We start from the raw sequence: 19,675 nt of genomic DNA, 5'->3' as shown, positions 1-19,675 counted from the left end.
TCGCGAAGCTTTTTTTGTGGCCGAGGGTTTTAGCCCAACTTACGCTGCGGCGCGCCGTGAACCATGGTGTAGGCGTAGTCGACGCCCATGCCGTAGGCCCCGCTGTGTTCCAGGACCAGTTCCATGACCGCTTCGTAGGTTTCCTTGTGAGCCCAGTCGCGCTGGAATTCGAGCAGCACCTGCTGCCAGGTCACCGGCACTGCGCCTGCCTGAATCATTCGCTGCACCGACATGTCGTGGGCTTCTTTGGTCGTGCCGCCGGAAGCGTCAGTGACGATGTACACCTCGTAGCCTTCAGCCAATGCGTCCAGCGTCGGGAAGTTCAGGCAGACCTCGGTCCAGAGCGCGGCGATGATCAGCTTCTTGCGGCCGGTCGCCTTGACCGCTTCCACCAGCTTCTTGTCTTCCCACGAGTTCATCGAGGTGCGCTCGATCGGCTGCTGATCCGGGAACACCGCCAGCAGTTCAGGCCAGATGAAACCGCTGAAGCTCTTGGTTTCGACCGAGGTGTAGATGGTCGGCACGTTGAAGATCTTGGCGGCTTTGGCCAAGCCGACGGTGTTGTTCTTCAGCGTCTGGCGGTCGATCGACTGAACGCCGAAAGCCATCTGCGGCTGGTGGTCGATCAGGATCAGAGCAGCGTTGGTTGGGTTCAGCAGCTCGCGAATGGACATGGGTAGATTCCTTAGTAGTCAGCAGTGAGTTCGATATGGGTTAGCCGCTGCGCTGGTTGTTTGGCGGCTGGCTTGGGAGTGAATTTACGGACTGGCTGCTTAAGGAACAATCCCATAAAATCGGGACTCATTGTTTCCAATTCAGGGACGGTCATGGATCGCATCGAATGCATGCGCGCTTTTGTTGCCACGGTGGGTGCCAATGGCTTTGCCGCCGCGGCCCGCGCGCTCGACGTACCGCGCTCGAAAATCAGTAAGCAGATTCAGGCGCTGGAAGAGGCCATCGGCGTGCAGTTGCTGCAGCGCACCACGCGCAGCCTGCATCTGACGGAAGCGGGCGCTGAGTACTACGACGCGTGTCGGGATGTCATCGCTTCGCTGGACGAAGCCGAGCAACGGGCGCGGACCGGCATGGATGAGATACGCGGCGTGTTGCGGGTCAACGCGCCGATGTCGTTTGGGCTGAGACGTCTGGGGCCGCTGATTCCGCGCTTCAACGAATTGCATCCGAACGTCGAGCTGCAAGTGGTGTTGAGCGATCAGCAGGTGGATCCGGTCAAGGGCGGTTTTGACGTGACGATTCGTATCGCCAGCCTGCCGGATTCGTCGATGATCGCGCGCTCACTGGCCCCGGCGCCGAGGATCATGGTGGCCTCGCCCGATTACCTGGCGCGCGAAGGCACGCCGCAAACGCCGAAGGATCTGGCACACCACAAGTGCCTGAGCTACGGCTATCTGCAGAGCGGCGTGAGTTTGCAGTTGTGCAACGGCAAGGAAACCCAGCGGGTGACGGTGAGCGGGCCATTACACGCGAACAACGGTGACATCCTGGCGCAGGCGGCCGTGGCGGGAATGGGCATCGCGCTGCTGCCCAACTTTATCGTCGAGCGCGCGGTGGCGGATGGACGCTTGGTGCCGGTGCTGTGCGATTGGGAAGCGCCGGCGATTACGGTGAACGCGGTGTATCCCTCGTCCCGGCGCGTGCCGATGAAGACCCGGGCGTTTATTGATTTTCTGGTGGCTGAGCTGTCGGTTGAGTCGGGGGCGTTTTGACACTACCCCTTCGGGAGCTCGCTGGCGAAGAAGCGGGTACAACCGCTGATTTTTCAGCGGCTGAAATGCCATCTTCGTGAGCAAGCCCACTCCCACAAGTCCGTGATCTAACCCAGAATTCTCGGGTATGGCGCCGATCCTGTGGGAGCGAGCGTGCTCGCGAAGAGGAAGGACCATCCGCTGATTTTTCAGCGGCTGAAATGCCATCTTCGTGAGCAAGTTCACTCCCACAAGGCCGTGATCTAACCCAGGATTCTTGGGTATGACGCACATCATGTGGGAGCGAGCTTGCTCGCGAAGAGAGAGGACCATCCGCTGAATATCCAGCGGCTGGAAAGCCATCTTCGTGAGCAAGCTCACTCCCACAAGCCCGTGATCTAACCCAGGATTCTTGGGTATGACGCACATCATGTGGGAGCGAGCTTGCTCGCGAAGAGGCAGGAACATCTGCTGCATCTATGGCAGCTGGAATACCGGCTTCGCGAGGAACGCGCTTCAGCTTAGTCAATCACGCCCTTCAAACCACACTCCCCACCGGCACTTTCCCCGCCAGGCCATCCGCCAGACTCGCCAACACCATCTCGCCCATCCGCGTCCGCGTTTGAACGGTGGCGCTGGCGCGATGGGGTTGCAGGACGACGGTTTCCAGAGCGAACAAGGCATCCGGCACATGGGGCTCGTCAGCGAACACATCCAGCCCCGCGCCAGCAATTGACCCTGCCCCCAGCGCTGCAACAAGGTCCGGCTCATTGACCAGGCTGCCCCGCGCCACGTTGATCAAAAAACCCTGCGCGCCCAGCGCTTCCAGCACCTTGGCGTTGATAATGCCTTTGGCTTTGTCCGCGGCTGCAGCAACGATCAGAGCGTCACTTTGCGCCGCTAATTCGACCAAATCGCCGACGAAGGTGTAAGGCACGTCGCCCATGGCGCTGAGGTCGGTGTAGCTGATGGGGCAGCCGAACGCAGCAGCGCGCGTGGCGACGGCCCGCCCTACCCGGCCCATGCCGACGATGCCGATGCGCATGCCGCTGAATTGACGCGCCAGTGGCAGCGGCACCAGCGGCGTCGCGGTCTTGGCCCATGCGCCGGCGCGCACATAACGGTCGCCTGTGCACAGCCCGCGACAGGCCGAAATCAGCAAGCCGATGGCGAGGTCGGCAACGTCTTCGGTCAGCGCGCCGATGGTGGCCGAGACACGAATGCCACGGTCCCGCGCGTAGGCCAGATCAATCGCGTCGGTGCCGACGCCATTGACCGCGATGACTTCCACATTCGGCAACTGCTCCATCACTTCGCGGGTGATGCCGGTGTGGCCGCCAGTCACCACGCCGCGAATGTTGGCGCCGTGCTCGCGCAGATAAGCAACCTTGTCGGCCTGCTGGAAGTACGGGCGAACGGTGTACAGCTCGTTCAGCCGCGCGTTGATGTCAGGAATCAGGATCGGGCTCAGCTGGAGGATTTCAGGTTTCATCGGTATCTCGCTCATCTCGAATTCGGACGGATCAACCACGGCCCACGAAGGGCATGTTGGTGGCCATGACGGTCATGTTCAGCACGTTGGCCGAGAGCGGCAGCGCGGCGATGTAACGCACGGCATCGGCGATGTGTTTGACGTCGATCATCGGCTCGATGGCGGTTGAACCATTGGCCTGACGCACGCCTTTGGTCATGCGCACCGACAGCTCGGTCAGCGCGTTGCCGATGTCGATCTGGCTGCAGGCGATATTGAATTCGCGACCGTCCAGGGCCAGGCTTTTGGTCAGGCCCAGTACTGCGTGCTTGCTGGCGGTGTACGGCCCGGTGAACGGGCGTGGCACATGGGCGGAGATCGAACCGTTGTTAATGATCCGGCCTCCTTGGGGCGACTGTTTGCGCATGAGGCCAAACGCGCCTCGGCTGCACAGGAAAACACCCGTCACGTTGGTGTCGATCACGCTCAGCCACTTCTCGATCGGCAACTCGTCCATCGGCACGGCAGGGGCGTTGACGCCAGCATTGTTGAACACCAGGTCGAGGCGGCCATACACCTCCTCGATGGTCGCGAACAGATGGTCGACACTGGCCGGATCACGCACGTCGCACGACACCGCCAACGCTTCTCGGCCTTGCTCGCGCGCCTGCGCCACCAGTTCTTCGAGGGGTTCCAGACGACGCCCGGTCACCACCACTTTGTAGCCGTCTTCAAGCAGGCCGAACGCGACGGAGCGGCCGATGCCACTGCCCGCGCCGGTGACCAGGGCAATTTTCGAAACGGATTGATCAGTCATTATTGTTCTCCTTGTTGCTCATCAAAATGCTGCGGTTCTGGGTGAGTCGCTCAGCGGCGCTCGCCCACTCTCACTTCAAATTCGCCGACGCCGTCGATGCCGCCGTTGATCACGTCGCCCGGTTGGAGCGCAGCAACGCCGGGCGGCGTGCCGGTCATGATCAGATCGCCGGCGCGCAACGTGACGGAATGGGAAAGCTGGCTGATGACTTCGCTCACCGACCAGATCTGGCTATCGAGATCGGCACGCTGACGCTCAACACCGTTGACCCTCAGCCAGATGGCGCCCTGTCGCCCGTGACCGTCGCGGCCTGCGGGGCGAATGGGCGTGATCGGCGCGGAACCGTCGAACGCCTTCGCCGGCTCCCATGGATTGCCCACCGCCTTGGCGGCCATTTGCAGATCGCGGCGGGTCAAATCAAGGCCTGCGGCGTATCCCCACACGTGATCCAGCGCGTCTTCGGCGTCGATCTCATAGCCGTCCTTGCCGATGGCGACGACCAGTTCGATCTCGTGGCAAAACTGTTCGGTCTGGGTCGGAAACGCGATCTCGCCCACCGCGTCCACAACCGATGTCGCCGGCTTCATAAAGAACGCCGGGACCTCGCGCTCGGCACTGGCTACATCGCCCCACTGGTAATTACGGCCCAGGCAAAACACCCGGCCAATGGGGAATCGCCCGTCACTGTCATGCACCGGCAGACTGCTGACTCGGGGCGGTTCAAATACAAAGTTGCTCATGGAATTCCTTATCACCGAAAGATGCTCGACCCCGTCAGATGCATTTGAGACTACGGGATCACACGGCGGGAAAGTTGGATAAAACTGTGTTTGCGCTGGACTAAAAAACTCAATATCGACGGCATTAAAAAAGGCGTATTTGCATACGCCTCTGCCCAGTACGGCATAAGTTCACACACACATTCTTGAGCGGTTACCGAGCCTTGAGCTCAATGCGATAAATGCGGCCGAGCAACAGTGAATAAGACAGCGTGCCGATACACGCCACCCCGCCGATGAACCAGAACGCCCAGGCGAAGTTGCCGGTGACGTGCAGGATTTGCCCGATGACAATGGGCGTGACGATGCCGCCGATATTGGCCGCCAGGCTGGTGATGCCCCCGGTCAGACCGATCAGCTCTTTGGGTGCGATCTCCGACACGGCCGCCCAGGAGGATGACGCGATGCCCTGTGCGAAAAAGGCGATTGTGAGCAGCGCGATGCAGACTTCATTGGAGTCGGTGAAGTTGACCAGCATGATCGACATGCCCAGCGCCGAACCCACCACCAGTGGCAGCTTGCGAGAGAAGGACAGCGAGTACCCGCGACGGATCATCCAGTCGGCGATGAACCCGGCCAGCAGTACGCCGACGGTGGCGCCAATGAACGGCAGCACTGCGAAGATGCCGACTTTGACCATGGTCAAATGCCGCTCTTCAATCAGATAGGTCGGGAACCAGGTCAGGAAAAAGTACAGCGCCGAAGTGCTGGCAAACTTGCCCAGGCAAATGGCCCAGACCTGGCGATATTTCAGCAGCTCGGCGATTTGCGCCCACTTGAATTTGTTTCTTTCCTGACTGCTTTTGACCAGGCCGCCGCCGTCTTCAATGTAAGCCAGCTCTTCCTTGCTGACCTTCTTGCAGTTCATCGGATCGCGGTACAAGTAGAGCCAGGCGATCCCGAAAACAATGCCGATAATGCCAGTGCTGTAAAAGACGTGGCGCCAGTCATAGGTCGTCGCGAGCCAGAGCAACAAACCGGTGAACAGCGCCGTGCCCAGATACTGCCCGCACACATAGATGCTGCTGGCCATGCCCCGCTCCCGCGCCGGAAACCAGACCGTGACCGCGCGGCTGTTGGCCGGGAACGCCGGGGCTTCCATCGCGCCGATCGCCAGGCGCAAACCGAACAATGAAGCGAAACCGCCAACCATGCCTTGGCACACCGTGACGGCCGACCACGAGATCAGTGAGGCACCGTAGGTGAAGCGCGAACCGAACCGGTCGGCGATGAAGCCGGCGGGCACCAAAGCGAAGGCGTAGGTCCAGGCGAAAGCGGAGAAGATCAGGCCCATTTCGACCTTGTCCAGACCGAGGTCTTTGGCCATGAAAGGCGCAGCGATGGAGATGTTGACGCGGTCGACGTAGTTGATGATCGTGGCGATCAGCAACAGCGACAGCATGAACCAGCGACGGTGGGTCATAGGTCGGGCGGGAGCGGCAGTGACTGGTGCGGCCACGACAGCATCCATCGCCTGAATATCAGGGTTGCTCGACATGAGAAGTCCTCATTGTTTTTATTGGTATCGAGTGATGACGTGCACCCCCAAGTTATCGTACGACCGGTTTTAAACAAGACGATGCTTAGAACGTTTTTGGATTTCAACAGGTGCCCGTAATGAATTGTCCAAAAAACAGCGCGCGTGCTAAAACAGCAATTAGCAACCAAAAGGGGGCGAAAATGCCTGCGCTAGAGCGGTCTGTATAAGGAGACCAGTCAGACCATTCTTGGACAAATCGACTCGCCACCACGCTGATGAAATTTTTGGATTTGGTCATACGACGACCGACAATAAGAAATACACGACGAGGAGCACTCGATGGATTCCGTCAATCGCGTACCCACCTACGGCATGCAGCAGCGCAGTGAGCGGCCGGACTTTTACATCCGCGGCAAAACCGAGGGCAAACCGGAGACCGCGCCCCATCGGCACGAATATTTTCAGATTCAAATCAACCTCGGCGGCGACACCGTGCAGCACATTGGCGGCGTGGTCCGGCCCTTCCCGCGCAACACGCTGGCGTTCATCCTCCCGCACAAATTGCATCTGATCCCGCATCCGCCGGAAGGCAATTTTCTGCTGATCAACTTTGCCCAGACCTTCCTGCTGCCCCAGTTGCAATGCGACCCGCTGGACCTCGAAGACGTGGCCATCGCCCTCGCCCCGGAGCTGTCGCCGTTCCGTTTTCAGGAGCATCTGGATTTCACGCTGGACGCCGACGACTTCGCCGAGATCGAGCATTTGCTGGGCCGGATGCGCGAGCTGGATGCGAACCGGCAGTTCGGCACGCGGGAGGTGCTCAAAGGGTGCCTGCTGCAACTGATCGGCACGGTCTGCCAGCTGTACGCCGAGCCGATCAAGCGGCTGGCCGATGACAACGCCGCCGAGCGCAGCCGCCGCGATGCATTGGCGCGGATGTCGGAGTACGTACGCAAGAACCTGGACGACCCGGACCTGAGCCTGAAAAAAGCCGCTTCAGCCGCGTTTCTGTCGCCCAACTACCTGACCCACTGGCTGCGCAAGGAAGTCGGCAAGACCTTCAGCGAACTGGTGCTGGAGCGGCGCATGCACCTGGCGCGCACGCTGCTGCTCAACGGCAGCAAACCGGTGGGGGAAGTGGCGCGGTTGTGTGGGTTTGCCGACGAGGCCTACTTCTCGCGGCGCTTCCGCCACGCCCACGGCATGCCGCCGGGGCAGTTCAGGAAACAGCGGGATTTGTAGCCTGCCAGACCCCGCTCATGCGCCGGGCAGCTTCTTAAATGGATCAGCGCCTCCCCGGCCAACTTTATCTCGGCCCCAGTGTTTCTTCTCCCCTCCAGAGCGTTAAGCTTGGCGGCATGGATGACTCCGATTATCTGCGTCTTTTGACGAGCCAGGCCGAGCAAGCCAATGCGTTTCTGTCCAATGCGCGCAAATGGGAGCGCGAGCGTTGGGTGTGCGAACGGTTGCTGCAGGGCCTGAACATTCCCCATCGCACCGACGACTTCCTGCCTGCCGGGCAAGAGCCGCCGGACGTGCTGTTTCGCGATGCGTGTTTTGAAGTGTTCTTCGTTCTGGACGAAGGCCGTCGGTTGAACGATGAATGGCGCGAAGAACTGCAACGTCGACGCAGTGCATTTTCCCTCAGCCAACTGGTGCGCCGGGAAGCCAAACCCAAACGCATCCCCGCCGCCGAATTGCTGCGGCGCCTGGCGCCAACCCTGCGCAAAAAAGCTCACAACTACAAAGAACGCGGGCTGGATCTGGGCGAACTCGACATCATCGCCTTCGCCAGCCTCAAGCGCGAGGTGCTCGACCTGAACAGCCACTTTCCGCCGCCTACCGAATATCTGCGCCAGGGCTGGCGATCACTCTCGCTGGTCGGGCCGACCTTCGCCCGGGTATTGTTCGCCCATCCGGATGCCCCGGATTTCCTGCGGACCAATTTGGGCCGCAGCGTGGTTTTTGATGTGGGAATCAGTTTATGAGTCCGTTGCAGGAATTGATCGCCGATGTACCCCAGCGTGGACGCGTGCGCTGGATCGGCGTGCGCCCGGAATCCCGTGGCGAGATGGTTGAGCTGGACGCCGTGGAAGCCCGTCGCGAAGCAGGCCTGACGGGTGATCACGCACGCCCTGGCCCGCGCAACGCCCGACAGGTGACGCTGATCCAGTGGGAGCATTTCGCCGTGGTCAGCTCGCTGATGGGCCGGGCCGAGGACAACCCGGTGTTGCCCCAGGATCTACGACGAAACATCGTGATCAGCGGCATCAACCTGTTCAGCCTGAAAAACCGACGTTTCCGCATCGGTCAGGCGATCTTCGAAACCACTGGCTGGTGCCAACCCTGCGCGCGCCTTGAGCAACGTCTCGGCCACGGCATCTTCCAGGCCGTTCGCGGCCATGGCGGAATCACCGCGCGGGTGATACAAAGCGGCATCGTGCGTCTGGATGATGTTTTGTGTATCGAGCCAATCGAACCGAGCGTCCAGGACTTTAACGCAGCCAACAGCGCCGTTTCCTGATCCGGGTCAATAGTGATAAAGAGCCTCAAATGATCAGCCGCCTGAAACCTGCCGACACCGCGCGTGTCGAAGCGTACGTTCGAGCCCCCCGCCCAAGTCGAGCGCCGGCCTTTTTGGCGTTGGCGGCTCCTTGTGGTGGTGCTTGGACCGGGCCCTTTTTGAGCCATTTACAGAGCAATCTGACGCTATGAGCTGCCTTGCGCTCGCGCGGATTGCGCTGACACAGAATTCCTTAAACCTTATGAGATATCCCCATGACCCATCGTATTGTGATTGTCGGCGGAGGCGCTGGCGGTCTGGAGCTGGCTACCCGTCTGGGTAAAACCCTGGGCAAGAAAGGCACCGCCAGCGTCACGCTGGTCGACGCCAACCTGACCCACATCTGGAAACCGCTGCTGCACGAGGTGGCCGCCGGGTCGCTCAACTCCTATGAGGACGAGCTGAACTACGTGGCGCAAGCCAAGTGGAACCACTTTCAGTTCCAGATGGGTCGCATGACCGGTCTGGATCGGGAGAACAAGCAGATCCACCTGGCCGAAACCCTCGACGAAAACGGCAATGAGCTGGTCCCGGCGCGCAGCCTGGATTACGACTCACTGGTGATTTCCGTGGGCAGTACGACCAATGATTTCGGCACCAAAGGCGCGGCAGAACACTGCCTGTTCCTTGACACCCGCAAGCAGGCCGAGCGCTTCCATCAGCAATTGCTCAATCGCTATCTGCGTGCCCACGCCAGCCAGAATGATGCGGCCGAAGAGATCAACGTCGCCATCGTCGGTGCCGGGGCCACGGGTGTCGAGCTGGCTGCGGAACTGCACAACGCGGCCCACGAACTGGCGGCCTACGGGCTGGGCCAGATCAAGCCGGAAAATCTGCGTATCACGGTGATCGAGGCCGGCCCGCGCGTCTTGCCGGCATTGCCGGAACGCATTGGCGGACCGGTGCACAAGACGCTGGAAAAACTGGGCGTCACGGTGCTGACCAATTCGGCGGTCAGCGAGGTGACGGCTGACAGCCTGGTGACTGCGACCGGTCAGGTGATTCCTGCAACGCTGAAGGTCTGGGCGGCGGGCATCCGCGCTCCGGCATTTCTGGAAGGCATCGCCGGCCTTGAGACCAATCGCATCAACCAGCTGCAAGTGCGTCCGACGCTGCAGACCTCCCGCGACGACAATATCTTCGCTTTTGGTGACTGCGCGGCCTGCCCGCAAAAAGGCACTGACCGCAACGTCCCGCCCCGTGCGCAAGCGGCGCATCAACAGGCATCGTTGCTGGTGAAGTCGCTGAAGCTGCGCATCGAGGGCGGCACGCTGCCCGAGTATCGCTACAAGGACTATGGCTCGCTGATTTCGCTGTCGAAGTTCTCGGCAGTCGGCAATCTGATGGGCAACCTGACCGGTAGCGTCATGCTTGAAGGCTGGCTGGCACGCATGTTCTACGTTTCGCTGTACCGCATGCACCAGATGGCGCTTTACGGCATGTTCCGCACGCTGATGCTCATGCTGGGCAGCCGAATCGGTCGCGGCACCGAGCCACGGATGAAGCTGCACTAAGGCTGAGTCCTGCAGGTCCGCCGCGCCAATGCGGCGGGCCTCATTCCCCCCCATTCCACACGCCCGGCTTACCGGGCGGGCGCGAGAGTGCGCGCCCGTTACGGCATCACCCGCCCTTTGCCCAAATGCTTAGCCTTGTACATCCAGCGGTCGGCCTCGCGCATGAGTTCGTCCGGGGCTTTGCCGGAGCCGGGTTCGTACATGGAAAAGCCGATGCTGGCGTTGCTGCAAATGACATCGCCTTTGATCGTGAGGGGCTGTGCAATCGCGACGAGGAGTTTCTGACCCACTTCGCGCGCTTCTTCCACGCCCGGCGTGATGCCTTCGAGAATCACGATAAATTCGTCACCGGCCAGCCGCACCAGGCTGTCGGTCCTGCGGATGCAGCTCTGCAAACGTGTGGCGATAGCGCGCAGCAGATCATCACCGGCATCGTGCCCGTAACTGTCGTTGATGACTTTGAATCCATCCAGGTCAATGAACATCAGCGCCATTTGCAATCTGGAGCGATCCGCCCGCGCCTGAGCGATCGGCAACAGCGAGTCCAGCGCGCGGCGATTGTGCAGACCGGTCAGGGAGTCATGTCGGGCCTCCTGCTCTAGCTCCTTGCGCGCCTGAATGTTCTGGATGATCGAAATGAAATATTCCAGCTCTCCTGCTTCGGACAGCTTTTTCGTGACGCTCAGATTGACCCAAACCGCTCTGCCGTCTTTGCGCAGGTAACGCTTCTCCATCTGGTAGCTGTTGATTTCACCGACGCTCAGCTGATGCAGCATCTCAAGATCACTGCCCAGATCGTCGGGGTGGGTGATGTCCTGAAACGTCAGGTGCTTGAGCTCATCGGGCGCGTAGCCAAGGACATCGCACAGCGCGGCGTTGACGCTGATCCAGCCACCGTCCGGCGCGACCAGCGCAATGCCTACCGACGCCAGCTCGAACATCGAGCGATAGCCCGCCTCACTGGCCTGAAACAAGGCCTCGGAGCGATTCTTCTGAATCCGCGTCAGCATCAGGTTTTCCCGCAGCTGCATTTCCCGGCTGACGATCTCGGCCAGGTCGTGGAGGATGGACAGCTCGTCTGGGGTGAGGATTCTGGGCTGCGCGTCAATGGCGCAAAGCGTGCCCACGGCAAAGCCCTGGCTGGTGCGTATGGGTACGCCAGCATAAAAACGGATATGGGGATCGCCTGTGACCAGTTGGTTGTCGCAGAAACGCGCGTCTTCGACCGCATCGGGCACCACAAGCTCGGTGGCCTCAAGGATGGCGTGCGTACAGAACGCGAGCTCCCGCGGCAACTCTGTCGCTTCAAGCCCTACTCGGGACTTGAACCACTGACGGTCCTGATCCACCAGCGATATCAGAGCGATCGGCACGTTCAGCACTTGCGCCACCAGACGAGTGATCCGGTCTAGGGCGACCTCGGGGGGAGTGTCGAGAACTTCGAGAAGATGCAGCGCTTCAAGTCGCTGTTGCTCGAATGGAGGAGTTGGCGACTTCATATAACGGCCGATCCTGAAAAGACTGCCTGAAGTTTATACCGGGCCTCATGAGTCCGCACCCGGAGCGACGTGTAAATAACGGGCTTGGCCGCCGCGATTGATCAACCTGCCGATGAAGAAAATCTGTCACGTCTTGTCATAAAAACGTGCTGTTTGCTGTGATCCCATCAACGCATCTCACCCCGATGTCGCTTGATTACAGGAAGTCATCCATGTTGCAGCTCTCACGACTGATGCTGGCCGCAGGCCTCGGCATCGCGCTCAATCTATCCATGGCCGCCACGGCAGGCGCAGCGTCCGAGGTCACCGGCGCCGGCTCCACGTTCATTTATCCGGTGCTGTACAAATGGGCGACCGACTACAACCAGAAGACTCAGATCAAGGTCAATTATCAGTACATCGGCTCTGGCGCGGGCATTGCCCTGATAAAGGAAGGCGCCGTGGATTTCGGCGCGACTGACCGCCCGATGAACTCGGCAGACCTCCAAACTTTCGGCCTGCAGCAGTTCCCTTCTGTGATCGGCGGCATTGTTCCTGTCATCAACGTCGCCTCGGTCAAACCGGGGACCCTGAAATTCACAGGCCCGGTGCTTGCCGACATCTACCTGGGCAAAATCAGCAAATGGAATGACCCTGCCCTCGCCGCCCTGAACCCGGGCGTGAAATTGCCTGACGCGAAAATCAGCGTGGTGTATCGCTCGGATGATTCCGGCACCACGTTCAACTGGGTCAGTTACCTGGCGAAGGTCAGCCCGCAATGGAAGAACCAGCTTGGCGCAGGCGCGTCGGTGAAGTGGCCGGTGGGCATGGGCAGCAAAGGCAGCGAAGGCGTGGCGACGTACGTGAAGCAGGTGCCAAACTCGATCGGCTACGTCGAGTACGCCTACGTCAAACAGCAGAAGTTGAATTATGGGCTGCTGCAGAATGCTGCCGGCACGTTCGTGACGCCGAGCACCGAAAGCTTTCAGGCGGCAGCGGCCACAGCAGACTGGAAAAACGCGAAGGATTTCGACCTGTCGATGCTCGACGCGCCGGGGGAAAACGCTTATCCGATTACCGCCGCGACGTTCATCGTGATGTACAAGCAGCCCAAGGACGTTGATCGTCAGAAGACCGTTCAGGATTTTTTTCGCTGGACGCTGGAGAGCGGGCAGGAACACGCACGCTCGCTCGACTTCGCACCGATCCCCGATGACCTGAAAAATCAGATCGAAGCTTATTGGGCTAACCCGCCCAAGGCTCAGTAAATGCCAGAAACGAAAAAAGCGTCCCGAAGGACGCTTTTTTGTGGCTTCAGCGCGGGTGGCGCTTCAGCGGTATTTTCTGCCCGGATACAGCTGGGGCGAAAATGGTCGGGGTAAGGGGATTCGAACTCCTGACATCCTGCTCCCAAAGCAGGCGCGCTACCGGACTGCGCTATACCCCGTTGAAACATTGAAAACACCCTAAGGTATTTTCAGAGCGGGTGACGCGAATGGCGTCACTCCCTAAGATCCAACCCGATGAAGCCAGGTCAAAAATGGTGGGTCGTGTGGGATTCGAACCTACGACCAATTGGTTAAAAGCCAACTGCTCTACCAACTGAGCTAACGACCCAAATAATGGTCGGGGTAAGGGGATTCGAACTCCTGACATCCTGCTCCCAAAGCAGGCGCGCTACCGGACTGCGCTATACCCCGACGGTACTACCTCTTGAAATTGGCTCCGTGACCAGGACTCGAACCTGGGACCCAATGATTAACAGTCATTTGCTCTACCGACTGAGCTATCACGGAACGATCTTTTCAAATCTATCAATTTCAGATGCAGCGTTTGACGCGCTTCAACACAACAAATTCAGTAAATCTTCACCAGACGAATCTGGCACTTACCTCACTGAACCTACTGCATTTTCAGCCTCTTCGACCTGTTTGCATCGCTGCGTTCACGTCTCTGAGGCGCGCTATTCTACATTTCCAGAAACACCTGTCAACCCTCTAAATTGCTTTCAAGACAATGATTTGCGATTTTTTTGTGGATCGTCCTCAAGCCCCCGAAAATCCTGCGGTTCAGTGAATAAATCACGGCGCATAAAAAAGGGCTCCCACCAGGAGAGCCCTTCTGCGCCTCTATATAGAAGCGGAGATCAGCCGAAGACGATCTCGTCGTCCTGCACCGTGCCTCTGATGCTGGTGCCGGGCATGAAGCCACCCGACAGGATCAACTGAGCCAGCGGGTTTTCGATCCAGCGCTGGATCGCTCGTTTGAGCGGACGCGCGCCGTACACAGGGTCGTAGCCGACGGCGATCAGCTTGTCCATCGCCTCGGTGGACAGTTCCAGGCGCAGATCGCGCTCCGCCAGACGCTGACGCAGACGGCCCAACTGGATCTCGGTGATGCCGGCGATCTGGTCGCGAGCCAGCGGTTCGAAGATCACCACTTCGTCGACCCGGTTGATGAACTCCGGACGGAAGTGCGTGGTGAGCGCATCCATGACCGCTGCGCGCTGCCCTTCCCGATCGCCCACCAGCTCCTGAATGCGAGCCGAGCCCAGGTTGGAGGTCATGACGATCACGGTATTACGGAAATCCACCGTACGCCCGTGACTGTCGGTCAAACGCCCGTCTTCGAGCACTTGCAGCAGGACGTTGAAGACGTCCGGGTGCGCTTTCTCGACTTCGTCCAGCAGGATGACCGAGTAAGGCTTGCGGCGTACCGCTTCGGTCAGATAGCCACCCTCTTCGTAACCGACATAGCCAGGGGGCGCGCCGATCAGACGAGCCACGGAATGCTTCTCCATGAACTCGGACATATCGATCCGCACCATCGCCTCTTCGGTGTCGAACAGGAACTCCGCCAGCCCCTTGCACAGCTCGGTCTTACCCACACCGGTTGGGCCGAGGAACATGAACGAGCCGCTCGGGCGGTTAGGGTCCGACAGCCCGGCACGCGACCGGCGCACAGCGTTGGCCACCGCGACGACCGCTTCGTTCTGCCCGATCACGCGCTGGTGCAGCAGCTCTTCCATTTTCAGCAGCTTGTCACGCTCGCCTTCGAGCATCTTCGACACCGGAATGCCCGTCCACTTGGACACGACTTCGGCAATCTCTTCCTCGGTCACCTTGCTGCGCAGCAGCTGGTTCTCCGGCTTGCCGTGCTGGTCGACCATCTGCAGGCTGCGCTCCAGATCGGGAATCACGCCGTACTGCAATTCAGCCATGCGGTTGAGGTCACCCTTACGCCGCGCCGCTTCCAGTTCCTGGCGAGACTGCTCGATCTTCTGCTGAATCTGCGCAGAGCCGGTCACTTCAGCTTTTTCGGAAGTCCAGATTTCTTCGAGGTCGGCGTACTCCCGCTCAAGGCGCTGGATCTCTTCCTGGAGTTTTTCCAGGCGCTTGATCGCGGCCTCGTCGTCTTCCTTCTTCAGCGCCTGCGCTTCTACCTTCAACTGGATCAGGCGACGCTCAAGACGGTCGAGCACTTCCGGCTTGGAGTCGATCTCCATACGAATGCGGCTGGCCGCTTCGTCGATCAGGTCGATAGCCTTGTCCGGCAGCTGCCGATCGGTGATGTAGCGATGGCTGAGTTTGGCCGCCGCAATGATCGCGCCGTCGGTGATCGCCACCTTGTGGTGAACCTCATAGCGCTCTTTCAAGCCGCGCAGGATGGCGATGGTGTCTTCTTCACTCGGTTCATCCACCAGCACTTTCTGGAAGCGACGTTCGAGAGCGGCGTCCTTCTCTATATATTGGCGGTACTCATTGAGCGTCGTGGCGCCCACGCAATGCAGCTCGCCACGGGCCAGCGCCGGCTTGAGCATGTTGCCGGCGTCCATCGAGCCTTCGGCCTTGCCGGCACCGACCATGGTGTGCAGTTCGTCGATGAACAGAATGATCTGCCCTTCCTGCTTCGATAGTTCATTGAGCAGGCCTTTCAGGCGCTCTTCAAACTCGCCACGGAACTTGGCGCCCGCGATCAGCGCGCCCATGTCCAGGGACAGCAGACGCTTGCCACGCAAGCCGTCCGGCACTTCGCCGTTGATGATGCGCTGAGCAAGGCCTTCGGCGATGGCGGTTTTACCCACGCCAGGCTCACCGATCAATACCGGGTTGTTCTTGGTCCGGCGTTGCAGCACCTGGATGGTCCGACGGATCTCATCGTCTCGGCCAATCACCGGGTCAAGCTTGCCTTCCTCGGCGCGCTTGGTCAGGTCGACGGTGTACTTGTCCAGCGCCTGACGGGATTCTTCCGCGTTCGGGTCGTTGACAGCATCGCCGCCACGCAGGTTGCTGATGGCGTTTTCCAGGGCTTTCTTGCTGACACCCTGGCCGAGCAGCAGCTTGCCGAGCTTGCTGTTCTCGTCCATGGCGGCGAGCAACACCAGCTCGCTGGAGATGAACTGATCGCCTTTTTGCTGAGCCAGACGATCGGCCTGATTCAACAGGCGCGCCAGATCCTGCGACATGTTCACGTCGCCAGTCGGGTTCTGGATCTTCGGCAGTTGGTCAAGCTCTTTGGTCAGCGCGGTGCGCAGGCTATTGATGTCGAAGCCCACTTGCAGCAACAAAGGCTTGATCGAACCGCCCTGCTGTTCAAGCAGCGCCTGCATCAAGTGCGCAGGCTCGATGGCCGGATGGTCCAGGCCCACCGCCAGTGATTGAGAATCTGAAAGAGCGAGTTGCAATTTGCTGGTTAAACGGTCAATACGCATGGGTCACCTTCCTAAATGGGCAGGCCGGAGTAATGAACACACCTAATAAAGAAAACCTGCCAGATGGTTCTTTACATGCGGCCGATTAGGCAGGATTCAAGCGCTGACGGGTTGACATGGATCAACATTAGCTTGAAGGAAGGAATTCAGAAGGAATTAGTGCGGGAGCGCGGAGGCTACCGGGCTTCGAGCCAGACAAGCGAGGCGAACCGTCCGGTGCGTGCGCCACGGCGATAGGAGAAGAATCGCTCATCGTTGTAGGTTGAGAGGCCGCCGCCATACACCGCTGTCACGCCGTGGGCGGCCAGACGCAGGCGAGCCAACTGGTAGATATCGGCCATGAACTTGCCAGCGTTGGCGCTCGGCACGAACGCATCGGCCGTCTGGGGGTGCGTCGCCATGAAGGCTTCGCGCACTTCGGGACCGACTTCGAATGCCTGCGGCCCGATGGCAGGGCCAAGCCAGACCAGGATGTCGGAGGGCGCATCGGCAAAACTGTCCACCGTCGCCTCAAGCACGCCCGCCGCCAGACCGCGCCAGCCCGCATGGGCAGCGGCGACCTGAGTGCCCGCTTTGTTGCAGAACAGTGCCGGCAAGCAATCGGCCGTCATGATGGTGCAGGCCACCCCCGGGGTTTTGCTCCAACTTGCATCAGCCTCAAGCACTTCTGCCGGCGCGGCCTCGACCACGTTGACGCCATGAACCTGCTTCAACCATGCAGGCTGGATATTCAGGCGCGAGGTGAGTGCGGAACGGTTGTGCGCAACGGTCGCTGGATCGTCGTTAACGTGATCACCCAGATTGAAGCTGTCGAACGGCGTCGCGCTGACTCCGCCCGATCGCGTCGTGACGCACGCATCGACACCCGCCGGCGCAGGCCAGTCGGGAATCAGCCAGTCCGTCACGCTCTCAGTCATCCGATGAACGCTTCGCGGTCTTGCTTGAGCAGCGTCAGCAACCAGACAAAGTCGTCTGGCAGCGGCGATTCCCAGCTCATGCGCTTACCGGTCGTCGGATGATCCAGTTCAAGGAAACGCGCATGCAGCGCCTGACGCGGGAAATGTTTCAGCGATTCGACCATGGTGACACTGGCCGCAGGCGGGATCCGGAAACGACCGCCGTAGGCAGGGTCGCCGACCAGCGGGAAGTTGATGTGGGCCATGTGCACACGGATCTGGTGGGTACGCCCGGTTTCCAGCTTGACCCGCACGTGGGTGTGCGAACGGAAACGCTCCAGAACCCGGTAATGGCTGACGGCAGGCTTGCCGCCTTCCATGACCGCCATGCGCTGACGCTGCTGACCATGACGACCGATCGGTGCGTTGATCTTGCCGCCCGAGGTCACCACGCCGATGACGATGCACTCATAAATGCGGCTAACGCTGCGATTCTGAAGTTGGGTGACCAACTGCGTCTGCGCCTGAATGGTCTTGGCGACCACCATCAGGCCGGTGGTGTCCTTGTCCAGGCGGTGCACGATGCCGGCACGCGGGACATTGATGATGTCCGGCACATGGTGCAGCAAGGCATTGAGCAGGGTGCCGTCGGCGTGACCCGCTGCCGGATGCACAACCAGACCGGACGGCTTGTTGATCACCAGGATCTGGTCGTCTTCGTAGACGATGTCGAGCTCGATGTCCTGCGCGATCCACTCGCCCTGGGCTTCCTGCTCGGCTTTGAGGAGCAGAACGGCGCCACCATGCACGATGTCACGCGGGCGCAACGCGCCTCCGTCCACAGTCAGGCGACCGTCTTTGATCCAGGCGGAAAGGCGCGAGCGCGAGTGCTCTGCGAATAGTTGGGCGGCGACTTGGTCGAGGCGTTGACCGCCCAATTCGGACGGCACCTCTGCGCGGAGTTCTATGATCTCAGACATGCTCAAACTAGGAGGTGGCACTGGCCTTTGGTTTCGGCTGTGCGCTTGTGGTTAAATACGGCGTCTTTTGTCCCGGGGGTTCCACGGGGCGCCCATCATAACAGGACGGTCCTGCGCAAGACAGCAGGCCGTTATAGGGACGCAAGCCGCCATGCAAGTGAAACACCTGCTGCTGATAGCCATCCTCGGACTTACTGTTGCCTGTTCTTCGAAGAAAGAAGTCATCGACGAAAACCTCAGTGAAGTCGAGCTGTACCAGCAGGCGCAGGCCGATCTGGACAACAACAGCTATAACAGCGCCACCGAGAAGCTCAAGGCGCTGGAGTCGCGTTATCCGTTCGGTCGCTACGCTGACCAGGCGCAACTCGAGCTGATCTACGCCAACTACAAGAATGGCGAGCCGGAAGCTGCCAAATCGGCGGCCGAGCGTTTCATTCGTCTGCACCCGCAACACCCGAACGTCGACTACGCCTATTACCTCAAGGGCCTGACCTCGTTCGACCAGGACGTCGGCATCATCGCCCGCTTCCTGCCGCTGGATCAGACCAAGCGTGACCCGGGCGCCGCTCGCGATTCGTACAACGAGTTCGCTCAGCTGACCAGTCGTTACCCGAACAGCCGCTACGCCCCTGACGCCAAGCAGCGCATGATTTACCTGCGCAACCTGCTGGCGGCCTACGAGATACACGTTGCCGACTACTACCTGACCCGTCAGGCCTACGTCGCAGCCGCCAACCGCGGTCGTTACGTGGTTGAGAACTTCCAGGAAACCCCATCGGTCGGTGACGGCCTGGCGGTCATGGTCGAGGCCTATCAGCGCCTGCACCTGGACGACCTGGCTGACACCAGCCTGCAAGTCCTGAAAACCAACTACCCGGATCACCCGCAACTGGTCGACGGCAAGTTCGAAGCGCGCACGGCAGAAGCCGACAACCGCTCGTGGCTGTCCAAGGCGACGTTGGGCCTGATCGAAAGCCGTCCGCCGTTGCCGCCAGGACAAACCCGCGCCAACCAGGACGTGATCAAGCAGTACCAGGACGCCAAGGAAGCCATCCCTGCCGACCTGTTGCCTGAGAACCAGTCGGCTGACGAAGAGAAGAAAAACAATGACGACGACGGCACGCCGAAAAGCCGCTCGATCTTCAGCTACATGACCTTTGGCCTGTTCGACTGATTCCCTGCCAAGCGTCAGCTGAAAAAGGCCCTTCGGGGCCTTTTTTCATGCCTGACCGTTTTCCGACAGCATCCGGCGATGGAGATGACTGTGCGCCCGACACCCG

General features: G+C 60.1%; 16 protein-coding genes and 4 tRNA genes. 7 read left to right on the top strand and 13 right to left on the bottom strand.

Annotated features, from left to right (window positions below; translation table 11 throughout):
- Positions 1 to 29 precede the first annotated feature (29 nt).
- A complete protein-coding gene (locus IFT47_RS16430) occupies positions 30 to 674 on the bottom strand; it encodes a hydrolase (protein ID WP_122535388.1) in 645 nt (214 codons plus the stop codon).
- A gap of 153 nt (positions 675 to 827) precedes the next feature.
- Here IFT47_RS16430 and IFT47_RS16425 point away from each other — a divergent pair, with 153 nt between their 5' ends.
- The gene (locus tag IFT47_RS16425) at positions 828 to 1,727 is read left to right on the top strand and encodes a LysR family transcriptional regulator (RefSeq protein ID WP_192173367.1); all 900 of its coding nucleotides are present in this window, start codon (positions 828 to 830) and stop codon (positions 1,725 to 1,727) included.
- Positions 1,728 to 2,244: 517 nt separating this feature from the next.
- On the opposite strand, the gene IFT47_RS16420 is transcribed toward IFT47_RS16425, so the two are convergent.
- The 4 genes from IFT47_RS16420 to IFT47_RS16405 all read right to left on the bottom strand — a co-directional run bounded on the left by IFT47_RS16420 (position 2,245) and on the right by IFT47_RS16405 (position 6,244).
- Complete coding sequence (locus IFT47_RS16420; RefSeq protein WP_192173368.1) at positions 2,245 to 3,198, bottom strand: 2-hydroxyacid dehydrogenase; 954 nt, start codon at positions 3,196 to 3,198, stop codon at positions 2,245 to 2,247.
- Positions 3,199 to 3,229: 31 nt separating this feature from the next.
- Complete coding sequence (locus IFT47_RS16415; protein ID WP_192173369.1) at positions 3,230 to 3,994, bottom strand: SDR family oxidoreductase; 765 nt, start codon at positions 3,992 to 3,994, stop codon at positions 3,230 to 3,232.
- A 50-nt stretch (positions 3,995 to 4,044) separates the two neighbouring features.
- On the bottom strand, positions 4,045 to 4,734 hold the full coding sequence (locus tag IFT47_RS16410) for a fumarylacetoacetate hydrolase family protein (protein WP_192173370.1): 690 nt from the start codon (positions 4,732 to 4,734) through the stop codon (positions 4,045 to 4,047).
- Positions 4,735 to 4,927: 193 nt separating this feature from the next.
- Complete coding sequence (locus IFT47_RS16405; protein ID WP_244655970.1) at positions 4,928 to 6,244, bottom strand: MFS transporter; 1,317 nt, start codon at positions 6,242 to 6,244, stop codon at positions 4,928 to 4,930.
- A gap of 348 nt (positions 6,245 to 6,592) precedes the next feature.
- On the opposite strand from IFT47_RS16405, the gene IFT47_RS16400 reads away from it, so the two are divergent.
- The 4 genes from IFT47_RS16400 to IFT47_RS16385 all read left to right on the top strand — a co-directional run bounded on the left by IFT47_RS16400 (position 6,593) and on the right by IFT47_RS16385 (position 10,330).
- Positions 6,593 to 7,495, top strand: coding sequence for a helix-turn-helix transcriptional regulator (locus IFT47_RS16400; RefSeq protein WP_192173372.1), 903 nt, complete (start codon positions 6,593 to 6,595; stop codon positions 7,493 to 7,495).
- Between the two features lie 116 nt (positions 7,496 to 7,611).
- Positions 7,612 to 8,241 carry a DUF1780 domain-containing protein gene (locus IFT47_RS16395; RefSeq protein ID WP_074888345.1) on the top strand — a complete coding sequence of 210 codons (630 nt, stop codon included), beginning with the start codon at positions 7,612 to 7,614 and terminating at the stop codon, positions 8,239 to 8,241.
- Complete coding sequence (locus IFT47_RS16390; RefSeq protein WP_192173373.1) at positions 8,238 to 8,777, top strand: MOSC domain-containing protein; 540 nt, start codon at positions 8,238 to 8,240, stop codon at positions 8,775 to 8,777. Before IFT47_RS16395 ends, IFT47_RS16390 begins: the two co-directional genes overlap by 4 nt.
- 254 nt (positions 8,778 to 9,031) lie before the next feature.
- A complete protein-coding gene (locus IFT47_RS16385) occupies positions 9,032 to 10,330 on the top strand; it encodes an NAD(P)/FAD-dependent oxidoreductase (RefSeq protein ID WP_192173374.1) in 1,299 nt (432 codons plus the stop codon).
- A gap of 98 nt (positions 10,331 to 10,428) precedes the next feature.
- Here IFT47_RS16385 and IFT47_RS16380 read toward each other — a convergent pair whose 3' ends face one another.
- Positions 10,429 to 11,829 carry a diguanylate cyclase domain-containing protein gene (locus IFT47_RS16380; protein WP_192173375.1) on the bottom strand — a complete coding sequence of 467 codons (1,401 nt, stop codon included), beginning with the start codon at positions 11,827 to 11,829 and terminating at the stop codon, positions 10,429 to 10,431.
- A gap of 212 nt (positions 11,830 to 12,041) precedes the next feature.
- Between IFT47_RS16380 and pstS the strand changes: the two genes are divergently transcribed.
- Entirely contained in the window at positions 12,042 to 13,076 is a 1,035-nt protein-coding gene (gene pstS / locus IFT47_RS16375) for a phosphate ABC transporter substrate-binding protein PstS (RefSeq protein ID WP_192173376.1), read from the top strand.
- 102 nt (positions 13,077 to 13,178) lie between these two features.
- Here pstS and IFT47_RS16370 read toward each other — a convergent pair.
- The 7 genes from IFT47_RS16370 to rluD all read right to left on the bottom strand — a co-directional run bounded on the left by IFT47_RS16370 (position 13,179) and on the right by rluD (position 18,395).
- Positions 13,179 to 13,255 (bottom strand) — tRNA-Pro (locus IFT47_RS16370).
- Positions 13,256 to 13,349: 94 nt separating this feature from the next.
- Positions 13,350 to 13,425 (bottom strand) — tRNA-Lys (locus IFT47_RS16365).
- Between the two features lie 6 nt (positions 13,426 to 13,431).
- A tRNA-Pro gene (locus IFT47_RS16360) sits at positions 13,432 to 13,508 on the bottom strand.
- 20 nt (positions 13,509 to 13,528) lie between these two features.
- Positions 13,529 to 13,604 (bottom strand) — tRNA-Asn (locus tag IFT47_RS16355).
- A 350-nt stretch (positions 13,605 to 13,954) separates the two neighbouring features.
- The gene (gene clpB, locus IFT47_RS16350) at positions 13,955 to 16,519 is read right to left on the bottom strand and encodes an ATP-dependent chaperone ClpB (protein ID WP_192173377.1); all 2,565 of its coding nucleotides are present in this window, start codon (positions 16,517 to 16,519) and stop codon (positions 13,955 to 13,957) included.
- A 176-nt stretch (positions 16,520 to 16,695) separates the two neighbouring features.
- Positions 16,696 to 17,424 (bottom strand): peptidoglycan editing factor PgeF, encoded by a 729-nt coding sequence (pgeF, locus tag IFT47_RS16345; protein ID WP_192173469.1) that lies wholly within the window; start codon positions 17,422 to 17,424, stop codon positions 16,696 to 16,698.
- An 8-nt stretch (positions 17,425 to 17,432) separates the two neighbouring features.
- On the bottom strand, positions 17,433 to 18,395 hold the full coding sequence (rluD, locus tag IFT47_RS16340) for a 23S rRNA pseudouridine(1911/1915/1917) synthase RluD (RefSeq protein WP_065987655.1): 963 nt from the start codon (positions 18,393 to 18,395) through the stop codon (positions 17,433 to 17,435).
- Between the two features lie 151 nt (positions 18,396 to 18,546).
- On the opposite strand from rluD, the gene IFT47_RS16335 reads away from it, so the two are divergent.
- On the top strand, positions 18,547 to 19,569 hold the full coding sequence (locus IFT47_RS16335; protein WP_192173378.1) for an outer membrane protein assembly factor BamD: 1,023 nt from the start codon (positions 18,547 to 18,549) through the stop codon (positions 19,567 to 19,569).
- Positions 19,570 to 19,675: the final 106 nt, after the last annotated feature.

The organism is Pseudomonas sp. CFBP 13711 (assembly GCF_014842265.1).
Classification (GTDB): domain Bacteria; phylum Pseudomonadota; class Gammaproteobacteria; order Pseudomonadales; family Pseudomonadaceae; genus Aquipseudomonas.
The sequence above is the reverse complement of the archived record's forward strand: the minus strand, read 5'-3'. Positions and strand labels throughout refer to the sequence as shown.

Excerpts from the sequence above, each read along its gene's own strand:
- IFT47_RS16430 (WP_122535388.1), bottom strand. The coding sequence starts at position 674 with ATGTCCATTCGCGAGCTGCTGAACCCAACCAACGCTGCTCTGATCCTG.
- IFT47_RS16425 (WP_192173367.1), top strand. The coding sequence starts at position 828 with ATGGATCGCATCGAATGCATGCGCGCTTTTGTTGCCACGGTGGGTGCC.
- IFT47_RS16420 (WP_192173368.1), bottom strand. The coding sequence starts at position 3,198 with ATGAAACCTGAAATCCTCCAGCTGAGCCCGATCCTGATTCCTGACATC.
- IFT47_RS16415 (WP_192173369.1), bottom strand. The coding sequence starts at position 3,994 with ATGACTGATCAATCCGTTTCGAAAATTGCCCTGGTCACCGGCGCGGGC.
- IFT47_RS16410 (WP_192173370.1), bottom strand. The coding sequence starts at position 4,734 with ATGAGCAACTTTGTATTTGAACCGCCCCGAGTCAGCAGTCTGCCGGTG.
- IFT47_RS16405 (WP_244655970.1), bottom strand. The coding sequence starts at position 6,244 with ATGGATGCTGTCGTGGCCGCACCAGTCACTGCCGCTCCCGCCCGACCT.
- IFT47_RS16400 (WP_192173372.1), top strand. The coding sequence starts at position 6,593 with ATGGATTCCGTCAATCGCGTACCCACCTACGGCATGCAGCAGCGCAGT.
- IFT47_RS16395 (WP_074888345.1), top strand. The coding sequence starts at position 7,612 with ATGGATGACTCCGATTATCTGCGTCTTTTGACGAGCCAGGCCGAGCAA.
- IFT47_RS16390 (WP_192173373.1), top strand. The coding sequence starts at position 8,238 with ATGAGTCCGTTGCAGGAATTGATCGCCGATGTACCCCAGCGTGGACGC.
- IFT47_RS16385 (WP_192173374.1), top strand. The coding sequence starts at position 9,032 with ATGACCCATCGTATTGTGATTGTCGGCGGAGGCGCTGGCGGTCTGGAG.
- IFT47_RS16380 (WP_192173375.1), bottom strand. The coding sequence starts at position 11,829 with ATGAAGTCGCCAACTCCTCCATTCGAGCAACAGCGACTTGAAGCGCTG.
- pstS (WP_192173376.1), top strand. The coding sequence starts at position 12,042 with ATGTTGCAGCTCTCACGACTGATGCTGGCCGCAGGCCTCGGCATCGCG.
- clpB (WP_192173377.1), bottom strand. The coding sequence starts at position 16,519 with ATGCGTATTGACCGTTTAACCAGCAAATTGCAACTCGCTCTTTCAGAT.
- rluD (WP_065987655.1), bottom strand. The coding sequence starts at position 18,395 with ATGTCTGAGATCATAGAACTCCGCGCAGAGGTGCCGTCCGAATTGGGC.
- IFT47_RS16335 (WP_192173378.1), top strand. The coding sequence starts at position 18,547 with ATGCAAGTGAAACACCTGCTGCTGATAGCCATCCTCGGACTTACTGTT.